Raw genomic sequence first — 17,552 nt, 5'->3', positions numbered from 1 at the left:
TCGAACCTATCGTTTCTGAGTGCTGAATAGTGTATAAGGGCCGGATAACCTTAAGGTTGATCCGGCTTTTTTTAACTGATTATTAGGACGTTTATATGTTTGCTCGAAGACATCCATTCTTATTTTTTTTAATGATTGTTTCAACCTGTTTTACTATCATGTTCATTGGATTTATTGTTTTTGTATCTTTTGGTTCAAAAATGCTGAACACTCAATTTGCCCAGCAGTACACCTCATCTGGCGGCAATATCGGTATTGTCGAAATCAATGGAATGATACTGTCTTCGAAAAAAATTATTCAAAACATTAAAATTTTTCGAGATGACGATGATATCAAGGCCATAATTTTAAGAATTGACTCTCCAGGAGGAGGCATCGGACCCGCCCAGGAAATTTATCGTGAAATCGTGAAAACCAGGATGACTAAAAAAATAATCACCTCCATGGGATCGGTTGCGGCCTCGGGTGGATACTATATTGCATCTGCAACAGACGGGATAGTTGCCAACCCCGGAACCCTCACCGGCAGTATCGGTGTGATCATGGAATATGCCAATATTATGGAAATCGCTAAAAAAATCGGTATATCTCCTGTTGTGATTAAAAGTGGTGAATTTAAAGATATGGGATCTCCTTTAAGAGAGCTTAAAGATTCGGAAAAAAAGATTTTTCAAGCCCTTGTGGACGAGCTTCATCTTCAATTTGTAAATGATGCAGCAAAGGCAAGAGGTATTGATTTCCAGACAATGGCAACGCTTGCGGACGGAAGAGTCTATACCGGTCAAAAAGCACTCAAATTAAAATTGATCGATCGTCTGGGAAATCTTGATGATGCGGTCCGGTGGGCCGGGGAGATGGCCAATATCAAAGGGGAATTAAAACCGGTTTATCCCAAAGAAGATAAAATTACATTTATTAAAAAACTTGTAGACACCTTACTCAAAGACATCAACATCTCCGGAACCGTAACGGATAATCTCAGGTATATCATCAATTAAAGAAACAACGCTTGATGGAGATCCCGGAACAGGCCCGCCGTCAATAACCACATCAATGGTTTTTATAAAATAATCATGAAGCAGTGACGGGTCTTCGAAAACCTGTCCATCCGGATGGGTGGCGCTGGTTGAAATGACCGGGTGGCCAAGCTCATTGGTTATGGCCAAGGCAATCTTATTATCCGGGACCCTTATGCCGGCTGTTTTTCGCTTGGTCAGCATCATCTTCGGAACCAGTTTTGAGCCGGATAGAACAAATGTATAGGGTCCCGGCAATAGTCTTTTCATATTTCTATACGCAAAATTGGATACTTTGGCATATTGGGAAATATCTTTTAAATCAGGGCAGATAAAACTAAACGGTTTGTTTTTATTCCGTTGTTTTATGGCATAAATTTTTTCAATGGCTTTTTTATTCATAATATCACACCCGATACCATAGAATGTATCAGTCGGATATGCCACAATCCCGCCTTCCTTAATAATATCTACCACCCTTGAAATCTGGCGTTTCTGGGGATTTTGCGGATTGATCTTTAACAGCATGAGTTATTCTTTATCCCGTTTTCCTGTGATTCACTTCCCAATTAAATAAGCCAACTACTAAAATGAACAAAAGACAAATTAGCGACAAAAAGTATTTATGTCAACCAAATCATTGACAGTTCAAGAAAATCAGTTGTATTCTTCCAAAAACAATTATTGAAGAAGCAACCTGAATAAAGATTTAAAGAGAATACTTGAACGGGGTCATCACGTTTCTTGGTTGATCAATCATACATTGAAACCTGATACGCACCTTGGCTGCTTTATAAAAAGAAATAAATAAAGTGGAATTGGGTAACTTCATGCTGCTGTTTTTTATCTTTGATGGCAATATTGATCTTGCTAAAAAATCTGATATTTAGTAAGAGTACATGTTTATATACTGATTTGATTTCAAATAGGCTGGTGGTTTAAGACTTCATTAGATTGCCAGCCTAATAGTATCAATAAACATTTTCCTTTCTGGAGGTTAACTTATGTCCAAAATATTATCCGAGGAAGGGTTATCATTTGATGACGTCCTCTTATTACCCGGCTATTCGGCCATCCTTCCAGATGAAGTTCTGACCCGTACCCGTTTGACCAAAGAGCTTGAACTGAATATTCCCATTGTCAGTGCGGCCATGGATACAGTTACCGAAGCATTGACAGCCATCAGTATGGCAAGAGCGGGGGGATTGGGGTTTATCCATAGAAACCTGAGTATTGAAGAGCAGTCTATTGAAGTTGACCGGGTAAAAAAATCAGAAAGCGGAATGATTGTTGATCCGATTACTGTCCATCCGGATGTTCCCATTTCAGAAGTTTTGAAAATTATGGCTAAATACAGGATTTCCGGTATTCCTGTAACCGAAGGGGACAAACTTGTCGGCATTGTGACCAACAGAGACTTAAGGTTTGAGACCCGGCTGGGAAAACCTACAAGAGAAGTTATGACCAGTGAAAATCTTGTGACGGTTCCGGAAAAATGTACCCTTGAAGAATCCAAAGTTACGCTTCACAAACATAGAATTGAAAAACTTCTGGTTGTCGATAAAGAAGGCAAACTTAAAGGGTTGATCACCATAAAAGATATTGAAAAAATTAAGAAATATCCCAATGCATGCAAAGACTCGCTGGGCAGATTAAGGGCGGGTGGTGCCATTGGTGTGGGTTCCGACATGATGCAAAGGGTTGAATCATTGATAAGGGCGGGGGTGGATGCCCTTGTGATTGACACGTCCCATGGTCATTCAAAAAATGTGATTGATGCGATCAAGAAAATTAAAAGTGCATTTCCGGATTGCCAGCTTATTGCCGGAAATGTGGCCATGGAAGCTGGTGCAAAAGCCTTGATAGATGCGGGAACGGATGCCGTTAAAATAGGGATTGGCCCCGGCTCTATTTGTACCACACGTATTGTTGCAGGAGTTGGAGTTCCGCAATTGACTGCTATTCAGAATTGCAAGGAAATTTCAAAGACAACCGGAGTTCCCATCATAGCCGATGGTGGTATCAAATTTTCCGGTGATATTGCAAAAGCACTGGGCGCAGGAGCTGATTCTGTCATGCTGGGAAGTCTTCTGGCAGGTACTGAAGAAAGTCCGGGGGAAATGGTTATCTATCAGGGGCGTTCTTATAAGGCATACAGGGGAATGGGATCAGTGGAAGCCATGAAAAAAGGCAGTTCCGACCGCTACTATCAGAAAGATGCTGGTACGGATGAGGAGCTTGTTCCTGAGGGTATTGTCGGCAGAATCCCCTACAGAGGAACAATTAAAGAAAATATAGTACAGATGATTGGCGGCCTTAAAGCCGGTATGGGATATCTTGGGGCATCTTCAATTGAAGAGCTTCATGAAAAGGCAAGATTTGTTAAAATCAGTTCAGCAGGGCTTAAGGAAAGTCATGTACATGATGTTGTCATTACCAAAGAGGCTCCAAATTACAGGGTTGGAAGCAGCGCTAACCGGCAATGACCCAATTACCATCACCATTTTATCATCTTCATCTTCATACGGAATATTCGCTTCTTGATGGGGCCATAAGGCTGAATTCCTTATTTAAGAAATGCCATGAATATGGAATGGATGCCGTATCCATAACCGATCATGGCACCATGTTCGGTGTTGCAGAATTCTATGAAAAGGCCAGGAAAGAATCCGTCAAACCCGTGATTGGGTGCGAAGTCTATGTTGCTCCCAGAACTTTGAATGACAGAACCCAGATGGATCACAAGGGATTGAGCCACTTGGTTCTTCTGGCAAAAGACCGTGAAGGATATACCAACCTTTGCAAGCTGGTTTCCATTGCCCAGCTCAAGGGATTTTACTATAAACCCAGGATTGACAAAGAACTTCTGGCCAACCATTCAAAAGGGTTGATCGGACTTTCTGCCTGCCTTAAAGGGGATATCCCCAAAAACATTATCCAAAACAAGATGGACGCTGCAGACGATGCGGCCAGGTTTTATCTGAATACTTTTGGTGAGACAAACTTTTTCCTGGAGGTTCAGAAAAATGGAATTCAGATTCAGCATAAAGTAAATGAAGGACTCCTTGACATCAGCCATCGGCTTTCCATTCCCATGGTGGCCACCAATGACTGCCACTATCTTTCCAAAGGTGATGATAAGGCCCATGAAATACTGCTTTGCATTCAGACAGGAGATACCCTTACCAATCAAAACAGATTCAAATTCGATTCTGACCAACTTTATTTTAAGTCTCCAAAAGAGATGATCCGATCTTTTGGTGATTATCCGGGAGCCATTGAGAACACAAGGGAAATCATCTCAAAATGTAATGTAGAATTTGATGACAAGACATATCACTTCCCGCGATATGCCATGTCTGAAGAAGAATCCGAGGATGAAATTTTTAAACAAAAGGCCATGGAAGGGTTTGAAAAAAAGTTTAAGATCATTAAGGCTTCAAATCCGGATATTGACGAGAAGGTTTACCGGGATCGAATTGAGTATGAGATCGGGGTGATTCTTGATATGGGATTCCCCGGATATTTTTTAATTGTTGCCGATTTTATAGAATATTCAAAAAAAATCAATGTACCGGTCGGTCCAGGAAGGGGATCGGCTGCCGGAAGCATGGTAGCCTATGCAATGGATATTACAGCCCTTGATCCTATTGAACATGGGCTGATTTTTGAGAGATTTTTAAATCCTTCCCGGATGAGCATGCCGGATATTGATGTGGATTTCTGTATCGAAGGCCGGGATCAGGTTTATAAATATGTCATTGACCGGTATGGCGGCCCCGAGTATGTCTGCCAGATTATAACATTTGGAAAGCTTAAGGCCAAAGCTGTCATCAGAGATGTGGGCAGGGCTATTGGAGTTCTTTTATCCGAGGTGGATGAAATTGCCAAAATGATCCCGGACAATGCAAAGAACCTGACAAAGGCTATGGAGGAAGTTCCACGTATCCGGGAAAAATGTGCTGAATCTGAAGAAAAGACCCAGATGCTGAAAACATCTCTGCTTCTGGAAGGGCTGCCAAGGCATGCTTCCACTCATGCAGCGGGCGTTGTGGTTTCTGACAAGCCTTTGAACGAATATCTTCCCCTGTATAAAGGCAAAGAGGGTGAGACCCTGACCCAGTTTGATATGAATTATGTTGAAAAACTGGGACTGGTTAAGTTTGATTTCCTGGGGTTAAGGAATCTTACTGTTATAAAAAATTGTATCGAGCTGATTAAAAAACAGGGAAAAACACCCCCGGACCTTTTAAATCTTGATTACAATGATGCCAAAACCTTTGAGCTTTTGCAACGGGCTGACACCACAGGTGTGTTCCAGCTTGAAAGTTCAGGCATGAAGGATTTGATTTCAAGATTGAAACCGGCAAGCTTTTCAGACATTGTTGCCCTGGTGGCCCTCTATCGCCCGGGTCCTCTCGACAGCGGTATGGCAGACACCTATGTTGAGAGAAAACATGGGCATAAAGAAGTGGTCTATCTTTTTGATGAACTTGAACCGGTATTAAAAGAGACCTATGGTGTGATCCTTTATCAGGAACAGGTTATGAAAATTGCCGGTGTGCTTGCCAATTATTCAATGGCGGATGCAGACGGACTTCGAAAAGCCATGGGAAAAAAGATTGCTTCCATGATGGAAGAACATCGAGCACTGTTCCTGAAAGGGGCTAAAGAAAACAACCATGACCTTGAAAAGGCGGCAGAACTGTTTAATTTGATGGAAAAATTTGGTGGGTACGGCTTTAATAAGTCCCATAGTGCAGCCTATGCCCTCATTGCCTATCAAACCGCTTATCTCAAGGCCAATTTTGCCCTTGAGTTTATTGCTGCTTTAATGACCAGCGAGAGAAACAATTCCGATGCTGTCATAAAATATATAGATGAGTGCCGGAGCCATAAAATTAAAGTGCTGCCACCGGATGTAAATAAGAGTGATGCGCATTTTATCGTGTCCGACGGATGTATCAGGTTTGGTCTTGCTGCGGTGAAAAACATTGGTGAGGCAGCCATTGAGTCCATTGTTGAATCAAGAAATGGAGAGGGTGAATACGAAAGCATTTATGATTTTTGTGAACGGGTCAATGTCGGAAAGGTGAACAAAAAAGTCCTTGAGGCGTTGATTAAATGCGGGGCATTTGATTCAAGCAATACAAAGCGCAGCCAGATGATGGCGATTTTTGAAGATGCCCTGGAACATGGATCAAGGATACAAAAGGAAAAAGCCGATTCACAATTAGATTTATTTGCAGATTCAAATATGGGAACCGCACTGCCTGTGAGCAGGCCAAAACCGCCTGACATCGATGAATGGGAAGATAACGTGCTTTTGTCCCTGGAAAAAGAGTCTTTGGGATTTTATATTTCAGGTCATCCCCTTGATAAATATGAAAAAATAATTCAAAAATATGCCACTGTAAATTCTGTCAATATTCATGATACGGCTGATGGAAAAATGATCCGCATAGGCGGTTCTGTAAAAATTCTTAAGCTTCACAAAACCAAAAAAGGGGATATGATGGCATTCTCGGCCATCGAGGATCAGTCAGGCAGTGTTGAAGTTGTGGTATTCCCCAATCTTTATGCAAAAATCCACATGCTTCTGGCCGATGAGGAGATTGTCATTCTGGAGGCAGAAGTTCAAAAAAAGGAAAACATTGTCAAGCTTGTGGCGGAGAACATTGTCCCCATTGAACATGCTTCTCACGAATGGACCGATGGCGTATTGATCAAAGTTAATGCTCAGGATGCCTCTTCGGATACGCTTGAAAAACTTAAATCTATTATTGAAAACTACCCTGGTGATTGTACTGCCTGTTTAAAAATAGAAATAGAGGATAAGCCGCCTGTACTGGTTAAACTTTCGGATGAATATAGGACCGGTTCTGACCCTTCCTTTTTTGCAAAAGTGGAAGAACTGCTGGGCGCTGGTGCCATTGAAACCAAGTGTACACCCGTTAAAGAGAAACAAAAGAGAAACAAACCCTGGCTGAATAAAAAAAAGTAAAAATTAATTGCCAACGGATAGATTATCAACTATCTTCCGGTCCCCGGCAGCCTTTTGCACAATAACCAGGGCTTTCTTTTTTTCTTTTTTCGATTTAACAATACCGGTCAATGTGATTACATTGTTATTGGTATCAACATCAATATTGGTTGATCGGATATCCAGGTCTTTTAAAAGTTGTATTCTTATTTTGCCTGTAAGAATTATATCACTTGAAATTTGGTTAACATCGGTTTTGCCGATAACGAGCTGGTTTTCAACCTGTCTTACACCTTTAATCCCTTTTGCGATATCGGTTGCCATTTTTTTTTGAGTCGAAGAGTCAACCACACCGATCAGGTATACGACGCCGTTTAATACATCCACATCAATCTGCCGCGCCTTTACAAATTTATCTGAAATCATTTTGATTTTAACGGTTGCGGAGATAACTAAATCGTCTACTATGGTACCGAGGGAGCGTTCATCTGTAGCGCCTTTATATCCGCCATAGACAACAGCACCACCAACAACCGTAGCGCCGCAGCCGCCAAAGATTAAGGAAGTTATCAATGCAAGAGATAAAAATAAATATCTGAAATTCATTTTGTGCCTCCTTATTAAAAGTCGTCACGGTTAAGATTGTTGGGTTATAAAGTTTGACGTATCAAGCAATTGTGTTTATATATAATCTTTGAAAATGATACAAGGGTTTTGATTTTTTATTTGAAAGGAAGATAAATGAGTTGGCTTGGCAAAATGATCGGAGGGACCATTGGTTTTGCATTGGGCGGCCCCATAGGCGCCGTGGCAGGAGCAGCATTCGGGCATACATTTGTGGATAAAAAAGAACAGGTGTATCTTTCATCACGACCTGGAACACAGGATACTTTGTCTTCCAATGAAGAGGCCCAGCTTGTTTTTTTCACCGCTGCATTTTCCATGCTGGCTAAAATTTGTAAAGCAGACGGCAATGTGGCGGACAGTGAGATATCTGCAGTGGAAAGATTTATGAAACAAGATCTTCAGCTTGATTTAAACGGCCAGCAAACCGCTAAAAATATATTCAGACAGGCGGTTAGTTCTCCTGAAAGTTTTGATGCTTTTGCCATACAGTTTTATTCAGTATTCAGGACCCAACCCAATATTATCGAACTGATGATGGATGTATTACTGAGGGTATCTACTGCAGACGGAAGCATTTCCAGTGAAGAAGAAGCCATGCTCCTGTCTGCCACAAGAATTTTCAATTATTCCAGTGCAGATTATGAGCGGCTTAAATCAAAATATGTCAAGGAAACCAATAAATATTATGCTGTCTTGAAATGCGATGAAACTTCATCTGATGAAGAGATAAAAAAACAATATCGAAAGCTTGTAACCGAATACCATCCGGATAAAATTGAAGCCAAGGGGCTTCCTGAAGAATTTATCAAATTTGCCAATAACAAGTTCAAAGAAATCCAGGAAGCCTATGAATATGTGAAAAAGGAAAGGGGAATCTAAAAAAGTCCTTTTTCCCTGGCGATATTCATATAAGTTTCAACAAGGTTTGCCGGAGGTTCTATTTTTTCGGTTTCTTTTTTATCCTTAAGAGACATGGCGTCAAACTCGCAGACAGTGACACAGAGGCCGCATCCGATACAACGGTCCAGGTTAACGAATGAAACGGTCTTTTCCTCATCCATTTCTATCGCTTCCATTGGGCAGATCTCTTCACAGGCCTTACATCCTGTACACTCATCCTGATCGACTATGGCCTGGAAGTTGGAACTGACAATTTTTGCAGGGGCTTCAAAATCTTTTATGTTTTTCAGGATCTGGCAGCAACAGTCACAGCAAAGGCAGATATTCAAAGGTTTTTTTGCATTGGACGGCTGGGGGACAAGCCCCTGTTTAACCCCTTCTTTGACAATATCCAATGCCTCGTCCTGGGATATTGTCCGACCGATCCCCCGGCTTTCGTAGATATAGGCACCCCCGCCAAATACCAGACAGGATTCACTTATTTTACCACAGCCTTTCCCCATGATCGTATGTTCTTGCCTACAGATACAGGGTGCAACAAGGATTTTTGACTGGGATTTTATAATGTTTTCAACCTGTTCATAATCCATGATATTCAGTTCCGTGTTGACTGCTTTGGCAACCGGTATTACCCGTAATTGCTGGGTTTTGTTTTTATACTGGTCTTTTATCAGGTAAGGAGCATATTCATTGAAATCTTTAATCAATTCCCTGGTCAGCCTGTTGACCTGATATTCCCAGATACCCACCACAAACTGAAGGAACATGAAGGTGTTTACCCCATTTCTGTTGACATGGATAATCAATCCTTTTTTGCCCATTTCAATTAACAAGGGCTCGATTTCTTTGGGGTCTTTTTGGGCTCTTTGACCAATTGCTTCGGCTGTCTCGAGAATCATGACAAGGGACAGAGCAAGCGTTGCCTCTTCTTTTGTAAAAAGCTGTTTTAAAATTCTAAGTTCAACCCCTGATTCGGTTTCAGGAAAGCCGCTGGGAGTATTGTCAAGGTGGGCAGCAAGCTTTTTGTAAACATCATTCATGGTATAACTCTCCTGTATGTTAAAATTAATCTATAGTTTTCCCAATAATATTCAAACCACTATCACACTGTTCAAAAACAAGATCAATAATTTTCCCTCTGAAATCATGATGATTATTTAGAAAGACAGTTAAGTAATTGGATGTGACAGCTTTAAGCATACCTGTTTTAGCATCAATCTTATGCTGCACAAGACCCTGAAGTTTCTTATTCAAATTGGCATTAATGAACGCCTTTCTTTTTATTTTATCAAGTTCCCGCATCTTTGCACACCGATGCTTGATTACCTTTGGGTCAACCTTGTTATCAAAATTAAAGGCCGGGGTTCCTTTTCTTGCAGAAAATGGAAAGACATGGAGATAAGATATGGGAAGCTTTTCAATCAATTTATATGTGTTCTCAAACTGTTCTTCAGTCTCCGAAGGAAATCCGATCAATGTGTCTACGCCAATACCCGCATAGGGAAGTTTTTCATGAATTTTATGGATGATTTTTTCAAAAAGAGAGGCGGTATATGGCCGCTTCATTTTTTTTAAAATATCATCATCCCCGGATTGCAGCGGAATATGAAAATGGTCACATAAAATATTTCCCGGCTTGGCAAGATTAATAATATCATCATTGATTTCTCCGGGTTCAATGGAGCTGAGCCTTATTCTGTAAACGGGTCTTTTATCATTGATCTTTTTAAGCAATTGCAAAAGAGATGATTTCTTTTCAAGGTCAAGGCCATACATACCCGTATGGATTCCGGTGATAATTACCTCTTTAAACCCTGAATCATTCAATTCTTTTAAATGTTGAAAAACCTCTTTTTCCGGCATGCTTACGGAAGATCCCCTTGCATGGGGGACAATACAATAAGTACAAAATGCATTACAGCCATCCTGTATTTTAAGATATGCCCGTGTCATTTCACCTTTAACAGCATGATCAAACCCAAGAAAGGTGTTTGCCTTGCTGTGATCGATTTTTTTAAATATCAGAGGGGAGTTGTTCTCACAAATAGACGTAATATGGTTTGCTATTTTGTTCTTATCTTTATGACAGACAACCTGATCAACCTGCTCAATTTTTTTTATTTCTTCAGGATCGGTCTGAGCATGGCATCCCGTGACAATGACTTTTGCATTGGGATTTTCCCTGATAATCTTTCGAATAGCCTGTCTTGACTGCATGCTGGCCTTTGATGTGACAGCGCAGGTGTTGACGATAAAAACGTCCGCCTCCTGTTTTTTACTTCCTTTTATCAAGCCCTGTCGTTCAAGGCTTAACGAAATTCCGTCACTTTCGTATTGATTGACTTTGCATCCCAAGGTTTCTATATAAAATTTTTTCATTGGATAATACCGGCCCCCAAAACTCTGGCACCTTTATAAAATACCGCTGCCTGCCCAGGAGTAATCGCATTCTGGGGTTCATTAAAGACAACCTCTCCACAAGATTCGTTTAAGGTGAGTGTTGACAAGGCACCTTTGTGGCTGTATCTGATTTTGGTAATTATATCAGGAATAATTTTGGAGTCTGGAAAATTCCAATTTATTTGGTCAATTTTAAATTGTTTTCTGGCCAGATTTTTTTTAAAACAAACCCTCAGAATATTATTTTTTATATCAACCTGTTTAACATAATAGGGTTCTTTTGCAGGGCAGTCGATACCGCGTCTTTGTCCTATGGTAAATTTGTGAAGACCCTTGTGACGGCCCACTATTTTGCCGTTATGGTCTACAATATTACCATGATTGGGGGTAATCCCCTGGTTTTGAAGAATAAATCGGGAAAAATTATTGTCATGTATAAAGCAGATGTCCTGGCTTTCACTGGGGTGGATCGGCTCAAGATGCTTTGATCCGGCAAATCGCTTAACATCTTCTTTTGCCATCCCTGCCAATGGGAAAATAATTTTTTCAAGTTGCTCTCCGGACAACAGGGAGAGAAAATAGCTCTGGTCTTTTATTGGGTCTGATCCTTTTTCAAGATAACAATGGGAAATCTTTTTATCCGGAAAAGAGATCGGGTTGATGATGGTGGCATAATGGCCCGTGGCCAGAAAATCTGCCCCCATGTTTTGGGCGTATCTTAGCAGTTCACCAAATTTTATCTCTTTGTTGCAGATAATACAGGGATTGGGTGTTTTACCCTCAAGGTAGGTTTGGACAAAATATTGAACAATCTTTTTTTCAAAAGTTTTCGAAAGATCAATATCGGTGACAGGAAAGCCTAACTGTTTTTCAAGCAGGGTTAGATCCGCAGGGTTTTTTTCATAACCGGTTGTAAAATGAACACCAAAAACATGTTTGTATTTGAGTTTTAAGAGATATCCCGAAACAAGAGAGTCAACTCCGCCACTTAATGCGACCGCAATAACCGGGTTTTTCATCAGGCAACTTTTTGGGAAACTTCCGAGAATAATCCCATGGCCCTTGTCGGACAGGTTAGAACACAAAGCTCACACACACTGCACTTTTGTTTGTCAAAAATAACTTCCATTTCAGGTCGTTTGATATAGAGTGCATCGGTCGGACAAACTGCCGTGCATGCTCCGCAATGGGTACAGATCTCTTCATCTTTGTAAATTTGATGTTCAGGACTTGATACTGACACTCCCTGGTCTTTTAAAAATTTTACCCCTTTGTTAAAAGCGGGTTTAGAGCCCGAGGAAATCTCCAGAACCATATAGCCCTCTTTTTTATTGGATATTCTAGCGCTTAAAATATTAAACAAAAGATCAAATTTTTTTGTTAACTGACAGACCAGTGCTTTTTGGGCAACTTTTGATGGAAAGTTCAGTATTACTATTTTGGAATACAATTTAAGCCTCCAATTTTAAACGGTCCTGAATAATTTTCTTTGACAAAATCATTACTTTAAGTATTATTATTTAATAGGTCAAGATTTATATCAACACCACTTATTTATATAATAAACACAACAAATAGACAATGTTGTTTTAAAGGTTCGATCTATGAACAGATTTGCATTCGAGTTATCCAGCTATACCCTTAAAACTTTTTCAGGTTTTTCCAAGGCAAATATCAAAATTTCGGGAAAGCACCATATTCCGGATGGTTCTGTCATCTTTACGGCCAACCACTTTACACGGATAGAAACCATTTTTCTTCCCTATCACATTCACAACATCACAAAAAAAGAAATCTGGTCCCTTGCTGCGGCAGAATTGTTTGAGGTTCCTGTTTTACAAGGATTCTTAAAGAATCTGGGTGCCGTATCAACAAAGGATCCCCACCGGGATGAACTTATTTTAAAGACAGTATTATCAGGAGATGTTCAGTGGATTATTTTTCCTGAAGGCATGATGGTTAAAAATAAAAAATTGATTAAAAAGGATCAATTTGCCCTGAGCGATGAGGGGGTAATGAGGCGACCTCATACCGGTGCAGCCATTGTGGCTCTGCGCTGTGAATTTTACCGTGAGCGCTTAAGAAGAATGAAAGATATGGGTGAGCCTGAATTTGAAAGGCTTGTTCAAGTATTTGAAATAGAAAATATTGATCAGATCCTTGCCCGGGAAACACACATTGTACCCGTTAATATCACCTATTATCCTGCAAGCCCAAAGGAAAATATTTTAAGCCAAATAGCCCGGATTGTGATGAAAGAACCGTCAAAAAGAGTCTTGGACGAATTAATGACCGAAGGCAGCATGTTGTTTTCTAATGTGGATATCAATATTCGATTTGGGGAACCCATTAACATTAAGGGATATTTAAATGATCCCTATATTGAAAGCATGCTGACAGTTAAACGGAAAATTAAGTTTGATGATGATATCAGCTCAAAGCAGATTATACGGCAATTTTCCATAACCATCATGGAAAAATATATGTCAGCCGTATATGCCATGACAACCCTTAATTACGATCATGTCCTGGCATGCATCCTCAAGCATTTTCCGTACAGGAAAGAGGGCATTGATATATATGAATTCAAGTGCAAAGTATATTTCGCAATTTGTTGTCTTGTATCCAATAAAACATGTTGCATGTCCGAGACTTTTCTGGAAAATCAGATCCATCTTCTAACAGATGACCGGTTTAAACGATTTGCTGATTTTTTTGCCATTGCCGAAAATACAAATGTTATCAAAATAAAAGATGGTAAAATATTTAAAGATCAGACCAAATTTATCACCAAATCAAATTTTCATACCATCAGGATAGAAAATCCTGTTCTTGTCATGGTCAATGAAGTAGAGCCGGTAAAAGAAATTGAGGATTTTCTCAAAAAAGTTGCTCAAAAATCCAAGGATGAAATTATTGGTCTTGTGAAAGACAGGATCATAGAAAAGATAGCGGTGGATTTTTCCAAAGATTATAATGATCACTATATTGAAGAAGAATCAAAGAAAAAAAGAATCGGAAGGCCGTTATTTCTTAAGCATGAAAACGAAATTGCAGGCATATTATTGATTCATGGTTATATGGCAGCCCCCGAAGAAATGAAAACTTTTGCGCACTATCTGCATGAAAAATCTTTTACGGTTTATGTGCCAAGACTGAAAGGGCATGGGACTGCGCCTGAGGATCTTGCCAAAACTAAGTTTGAACAATGGATAGAATCGGTTGAAGAAGCCTTTATCGTCTTAAGGCATTCGTGTAAGAAAATAATTGTCGGTGGTTTTTCAACCGGTGCCGGACTTGCTTTGGAACTATCTACAAGGGTGGATGATATAGAGGCTGTTTTTGCTGTTGCACCTCCCATGAGACTTCAGGATTTAGGATCATATTTTGTCCCTGCCATTGATGCTTGGAATGCCATGATAAAAAAGATTCATCTGGATGCAATCGCAAAAGAATTTATTGAAAACAATCCTGAAAATCCCCATATCAATTACGTCAGAAACCCTATCGCCGGTATCCGTCAGCTTGAAAAACTCATGGACCACCTTGAACCAAAGCTTAAAACCATCAATAAACCAGCCCTGGTGGTCCAGTCCAGAAAAGATCCTGTGGTGAATCCCAAGGGAACCCTTAAATTATTTGAACGGATAGGATCTGATATCAAAGAGTATTATATCTTTGATTGTGAATGCCATGGGATCTTAATAGGGGAGGGTGCTAAAAGAATTTATAAGGCCATTGAAAATTTTATCAAACAATGGGTTTAACCAAGTTAATAGCAATATCCACAGCATTGCTAAACGCTTTTTTATTCTCAAATTCTCTTATAGGGGGAAGCGGAATAGCCTTCATGCTGATTTTTTTTATCCTCAGGCACAATAATAAATTTCATTGGAGAGTAAGATATTTTTAGTTGAGAGCCCTGGAATTATTTTTTCAGAATCTGCTAAAGTGTGATGTATATAGAGTTGAATTTCGTTGTGTTGGGCGGTACCACGATATATTGTGTTTGCCATTAAGCAAAGTAGATTGCCTTTGTTTTAAATAAAATTTAAATTATTGGATATTTAAAAACTCAAGGACAATTCAAGAGTAGTTGATTTCAAATTTTCATCGGAGTTCGTTTAACTTTTTATTTATCGACTGTTTCCCTTCATTTTTTCAGTCAACTTTTGAATATATTGTTTCTTTTCGTCATCTAAGTCGGAGTTTTTTACCCAATCTAAAATATCATCAAATGAAAAATGAAAAGATAATTTTTGAGTAAAAAGGGAATCAATTTCAGCCTCTAATTTAGTGGTATCCTGATTTTTTATTTTTTTGTCTATCGCTATAAAAAAATTAAAAAGAGCTATCTCACTATGATCTAATTTTCCCGTTGTCATCAAGTTTTGGATTATTCCAATATTGAGGTCATTTCCATTAAGAATCTGTGATTCCAAATAATTTTTGATGATTTTTGTATTACTCTTTGCATATCTCAATGCTGTCTCATATGCGATTAATGCTTCTTTATATCTCTTCAATCTGGTGAGCGAGATACCCATAGCATCCCAGATTCTTCCATCTTGTGGATATAGCTTTGATAATTTTTCAAAAATTTCTAATGAATTTTCCGACTTTCCTAAATTTCCGAAACAAAGTGCTTTGTTGTACAAAGCATTAAAATCGTCCGGCGTAATTTCCAGCACTTTTCCAAATTCAGCGAGGGCTTCAGGATATTTACCCAAGTTAAAATATGCAACCCCTTTAGTAGCATATGTTTCAGTATTTTTAGAACCAAAGTTTAGTGCCTTATCACAAAATTCTATAGCGAGTTTGTATTGTTTTTTATCTAAATAGCACTTACCTAAAAGAGTTAACGCATTGGCTTCCGCCGGCATGATCTCAACCACTTCATTATATTTTTCAATTGCTTCATCAAATTTCTTCTCTGAAAATAATTTATTACCAGCAGTGATTAGTTCATTTATTTTAATTCCGTCATGCAGATCTCTCATCTCTTTTTGGGTACTCTCAAATCTCTGTTCCCATTTGCCGTTGATCTGGGCAAAAATCTCTCTAAATTCTTTGAGGGTTTTATCAAATTTGCTGCGCTCTTCTTCAAGAGTTTTCCCCCAATTTTTTCGTAATTTCTTATTCGCCCATATTACCCACCCCATTCCCAACACACCCAAAATGGTGATAATAACTGCCGGGATGGTAACAAAGAAATTGATTTTATCATTTTGCCTCTCAAACCTTATCAACAGCTGTTTTTCGTACTCATTATTTAGGTCTTTCAAATGTAAGAAATCTTTTTTAAATCCGACTCTCTGATAATGATCTTTTTCAAGCTGCTTTTCTATCTGGATGAAACGTTTTTCAAAATCTAATTGGCTCTCTGTCCCTGATACGGATTGTGAAATGGAAGGCCAGAACAAAATCATCGGGATGAATAATATAAACACCGAAAAAAATTTTTCATATGGATCTCCCATATTGATCAATACTTTTAGAACCAAAACATTTATTCCTTATGATATTGCGGTTTTAAAATCAATGAGAATGTGAATAGATCATTTATATTTATTTTTTATTAATTGAGTTGTTTGCCAAGTCAAGACTATTTATCCTATCATTGAAGGCCGGGAAAAAGCTGATTGTCAATGACACCACCACCTAAAAGTTTTACATGATTTGGTCCGTTCACAAGATGTTGTGGTTGTGAATCCACTCGCTTGATCAATTTTATTGGAGAGTAAGCGGATCTTGGTCAAGGCCCCGGAAATTATTTTCCAAGAATCTGTCAAAATGTGATGTATATATTATAAAAATTAGTGCGGAAGAATGGTCAGGAATAATGTCTTGGGCTTATATGGAGCTAAAGTTCCAAAATTGAAAAAATTTAATCTACCACTTAAAACCTGCAAGTAGGTGATCGGGAACTGTAGATTGTCGCGCTTTCATCCCAACAGAATGTCATGATGTTTTACCTGTTAGTTATAGAGGTAGGCCTGGCAGTATTCACCACCAGGCCTGAGCAGACAGCAGTCTACCGCACTGAGTTATCCCTTGGCACCGGAGTCCCCTCTCGCATGCCTCCGTTTCACTCAGATATCTCTATCTGGTCGCAATTGTAGATTAATTCGGCACTGATGGTTTTTTCCTGTCTGTAAAAAGCTTCTGCTAAAAGCAGGGTTCCCATGTTCATGATCTGACGACGGTTTCCCCTGCAATGCGATGACATGATACTCAAGGCATCCGGATCAAAAAGTGTCTCAGGTGCTTTTGCATTGGAGAGCCTGAACTTTATAAACTCAAGACTGTCAGTGTCATTCAAGGTATTTAAATTAAATTGCCCGGTAAGCCTTGTTCTAACCGGTGCCATTATTTGCAATGATAATTTTTTCTCAAAGGTTTCATCACCTACAAGAATAAAACTTGCCGCCACTGTTTCCCTGTGGGGGTTGAACATCAAAGAGCAAATATCCATTAATGATTCCTTTTCCATCAGGTGAGCATCATCCATAACAAATACCGGGAACATGCTGTGATTTTCCGATGCCATCTGCATGATCTGTTTTTGCAGCTTGATCAGCAAAGGAACTGTGCGGCCACTGGTCACCACACCGAGCACATCGGCA

The 17,552-nt window shown here is 39.5% G+C and carries 12 protein-coding genes and 1 pseudogene; 5 read left to right on the top strand and 8 right to left on the bottom strand.

Annotated elements, in window-relative coordinates; all coding sequences use genetic code 11:
- Window positions 1-95: 95 nt before the first annotated feature.
- A complete protein-coding gene (gene sppA, locus QAI40_RS08935) occupies window positions 96-998 on the top strand; it encodes a signal peptide peptidase SppA (protein ID WP_299979852.1) in 903 nt (300 codons plus the stop codon).
- On the opposite strand, the gene QAI40_RS08930 is transcribed toward sppA, so the two are convergent.
- Window positions 936-1,544: an L-threonylcarbamoyladenylate synthase gene (locus QAI40_RS08930; RefSeq protein ID WP_299979849.1), complete on the bottom strand. Its 609-nt coding sequence runs from the start codon at window positions 1,542-1,544 to the stop codon at window positions 936-938. The two genes, sppA and QAI40_RS08930, sit on opposite strands and share 63 nt — an antisense overlap.
- Before the next feature lie 476 nt (window positions 1,545-2,020).
- Between QAI40_RS08930 and guaB the strand changes: the two genes are divergently transcribed.
- The gene (guaB, locus tag QAI40_RS08925) at window positions 2,021-3,502 is read left to right on the top strand and encodes an IMP dehydrogenase (protein WP_299979846.1); all 1,482 of its coding nucleotides are present in this window, start codon (window positions 2,021-2,023) and stop codon (window positions 3,500-3,502) included.
- Entirely contained in the window at window positions 3,499-7,020 is a 3,522-nt protein-coding gene (gene dnaE / locus QAI40_RS08920; RefSeq protein ID WP_299979843.1) for a DNA polymerase III subunit alpha, read from the top strand. Before guaB ends, dnaE begins: the two co-directional genes overlap by 4 nt.
- A gap of 3 nt (window positions 7,021-7,023) precedes the next feature.
- On the opposite strand, the gene QAI40_RS08915 is transcribed toward dnaE, so the two are convergent.
- Window positions 7,024-7,605 (bottom strand): BON domain-containing protein, encoded by a 582-nt coding sequence (locus QAI40_RS08915; RefSeq protein ID WP_299979840.1) that lies wholly within the window; start codon window positions 7,603-7,605, stop codon window positions 7,024-7,026.
- A 135-nt stretch (window positions 7,606-7,740) separates the two neighbouring features.
- On the opposite strand from QAI40_RS08915, the gene QAI40_RS08910 reads away from it, so the two are divergent.
- Window positions 7,741-8,505 carry a TerB family tellurite resistance protein gene (locus tag QAI40_RS08910; protein ID WP_299979837.1) on the top strand — a complete coding sequence of 255 codons (765 nt, stop codon included), beginning with the start codon at window positions 7,741-7,743 and terminating at the stop codon, window positions 8,503-8,505.
- Here QAI40_RS08910 and QAI40_RS08905 read toward each other — a convergent pair.
- The 4 genes from QAI40_RS08905 to QAI40_RS08890 are packed head-to-tail and all read right to left on the bottom strand — an operon-like array spanning window position 8,502 to window position 12,376.
- Entirely contained in the window at window positions 8,502-9,566 is a 1,065-nt protein-coding gene (locus QAI40_RS08905) for an ATP-binding protein (RefSeq protein ID WP_299979834.1), read from the bottom strand. The two genes, QAI40_RS08910 and QAI40_RS08905, sit on opposite strands and share 4 nt — an antisense overlap.
- Window positions 9,567-9,591: 25 nt before the next feature.
- On the bottom strand, window positions 9,592-10,905 hold the full coding sequence (gene mtaB / locus QAI40_RS08900) for a tRNA (N(6)-L-threonylcarbamoyladenosine(37)-C(2))-methylthiotransferase MtaB (RefSeq protein WP_299979831.1): 1,314 nt from the start codon (window positions 10,903-10,905) through the stop codon (window positions 9,592-9,594).
- Complete coding sequence (gene mnmA / locus QAI40_RS08895; protein ID WP_299979828.1) at window positions 10,902-11,945, bottom strand: tRNA 2-thiouridine(34) synthase MnmA; 1,044 nt, start codon at window positions 11,943-11,945, stop codon at window positions 10,902-10,904. Before mnmA ends, mtaB begins: the two co-directional genes overlap by 4 nt.
- Window positions 11,945-12,376: a 4Fe-4S binding protein gene (locus tag QAI40_RS08890; RefSeq protein ID WP_299979826.1), complete on the bottom strand. Its 432-nt coding sequence runs from the start codon at window positions 12,374-12,376 to the stop codon at window positions 11,945-11,947. The genes mnmA and QAI40_RS08890 overlap by 1 nt, the downstream gene beginning before the upstream one ends.
- 154 nt (window positions 12,377-12,530) lie before the next feature.
- On the opposite strand from QAI40_RS08890, the gene QAI40_RS08885 reads away from it, so the two are divergent.
- On the top strand, window positions 12,531-14,693 hold the full coding sequence (locus QAI40_RS08885; RefSeq protein WP_299979823.1) for an alpha/beta fold hydrolase: 2,163 nt from the start codon (window positions 12,531-12,533) through the stop codon (window positions 14,691-14,693).
- Between the two features lie 369 nt (window positions 14,694-15,062).
- Here the strand turns inward: QAI40_RS08885 and QAI40_RS08880 are convergent, their stop codons facing one another.
- A complete protein-coding gene (locus tag QAI40_RS08880; protein WP_299979820.1) occupies window positions 15,063-16,430 on the bottom strand; it encodes a tetratricopeptide repeat protein in 1,368 nt (455 codons plus the stop codon).
- Between the two features lie 584 nt (window positions 16,431-17,014).
- Window positions 17,015-17,552 (bottom strand): annotated as a pseudogene (locus tag QAI40_RS08875) (ExeA family protein); the annotation flags it as partial.

The sequence above is a fragment of the Desulfobacula sp. genome (assembly GCF_030611305.1).
Classification (GTDB): Bacteria; Desulfobacterota; Desulfobacteria; order Desulfobacterales; family Desulfobacteraceae; genus Desulfobacula.
Note: the sequence above shows the minus strand (reverse complement) of the source record. Positions and strands in the feature narration are given on the sequence as shown.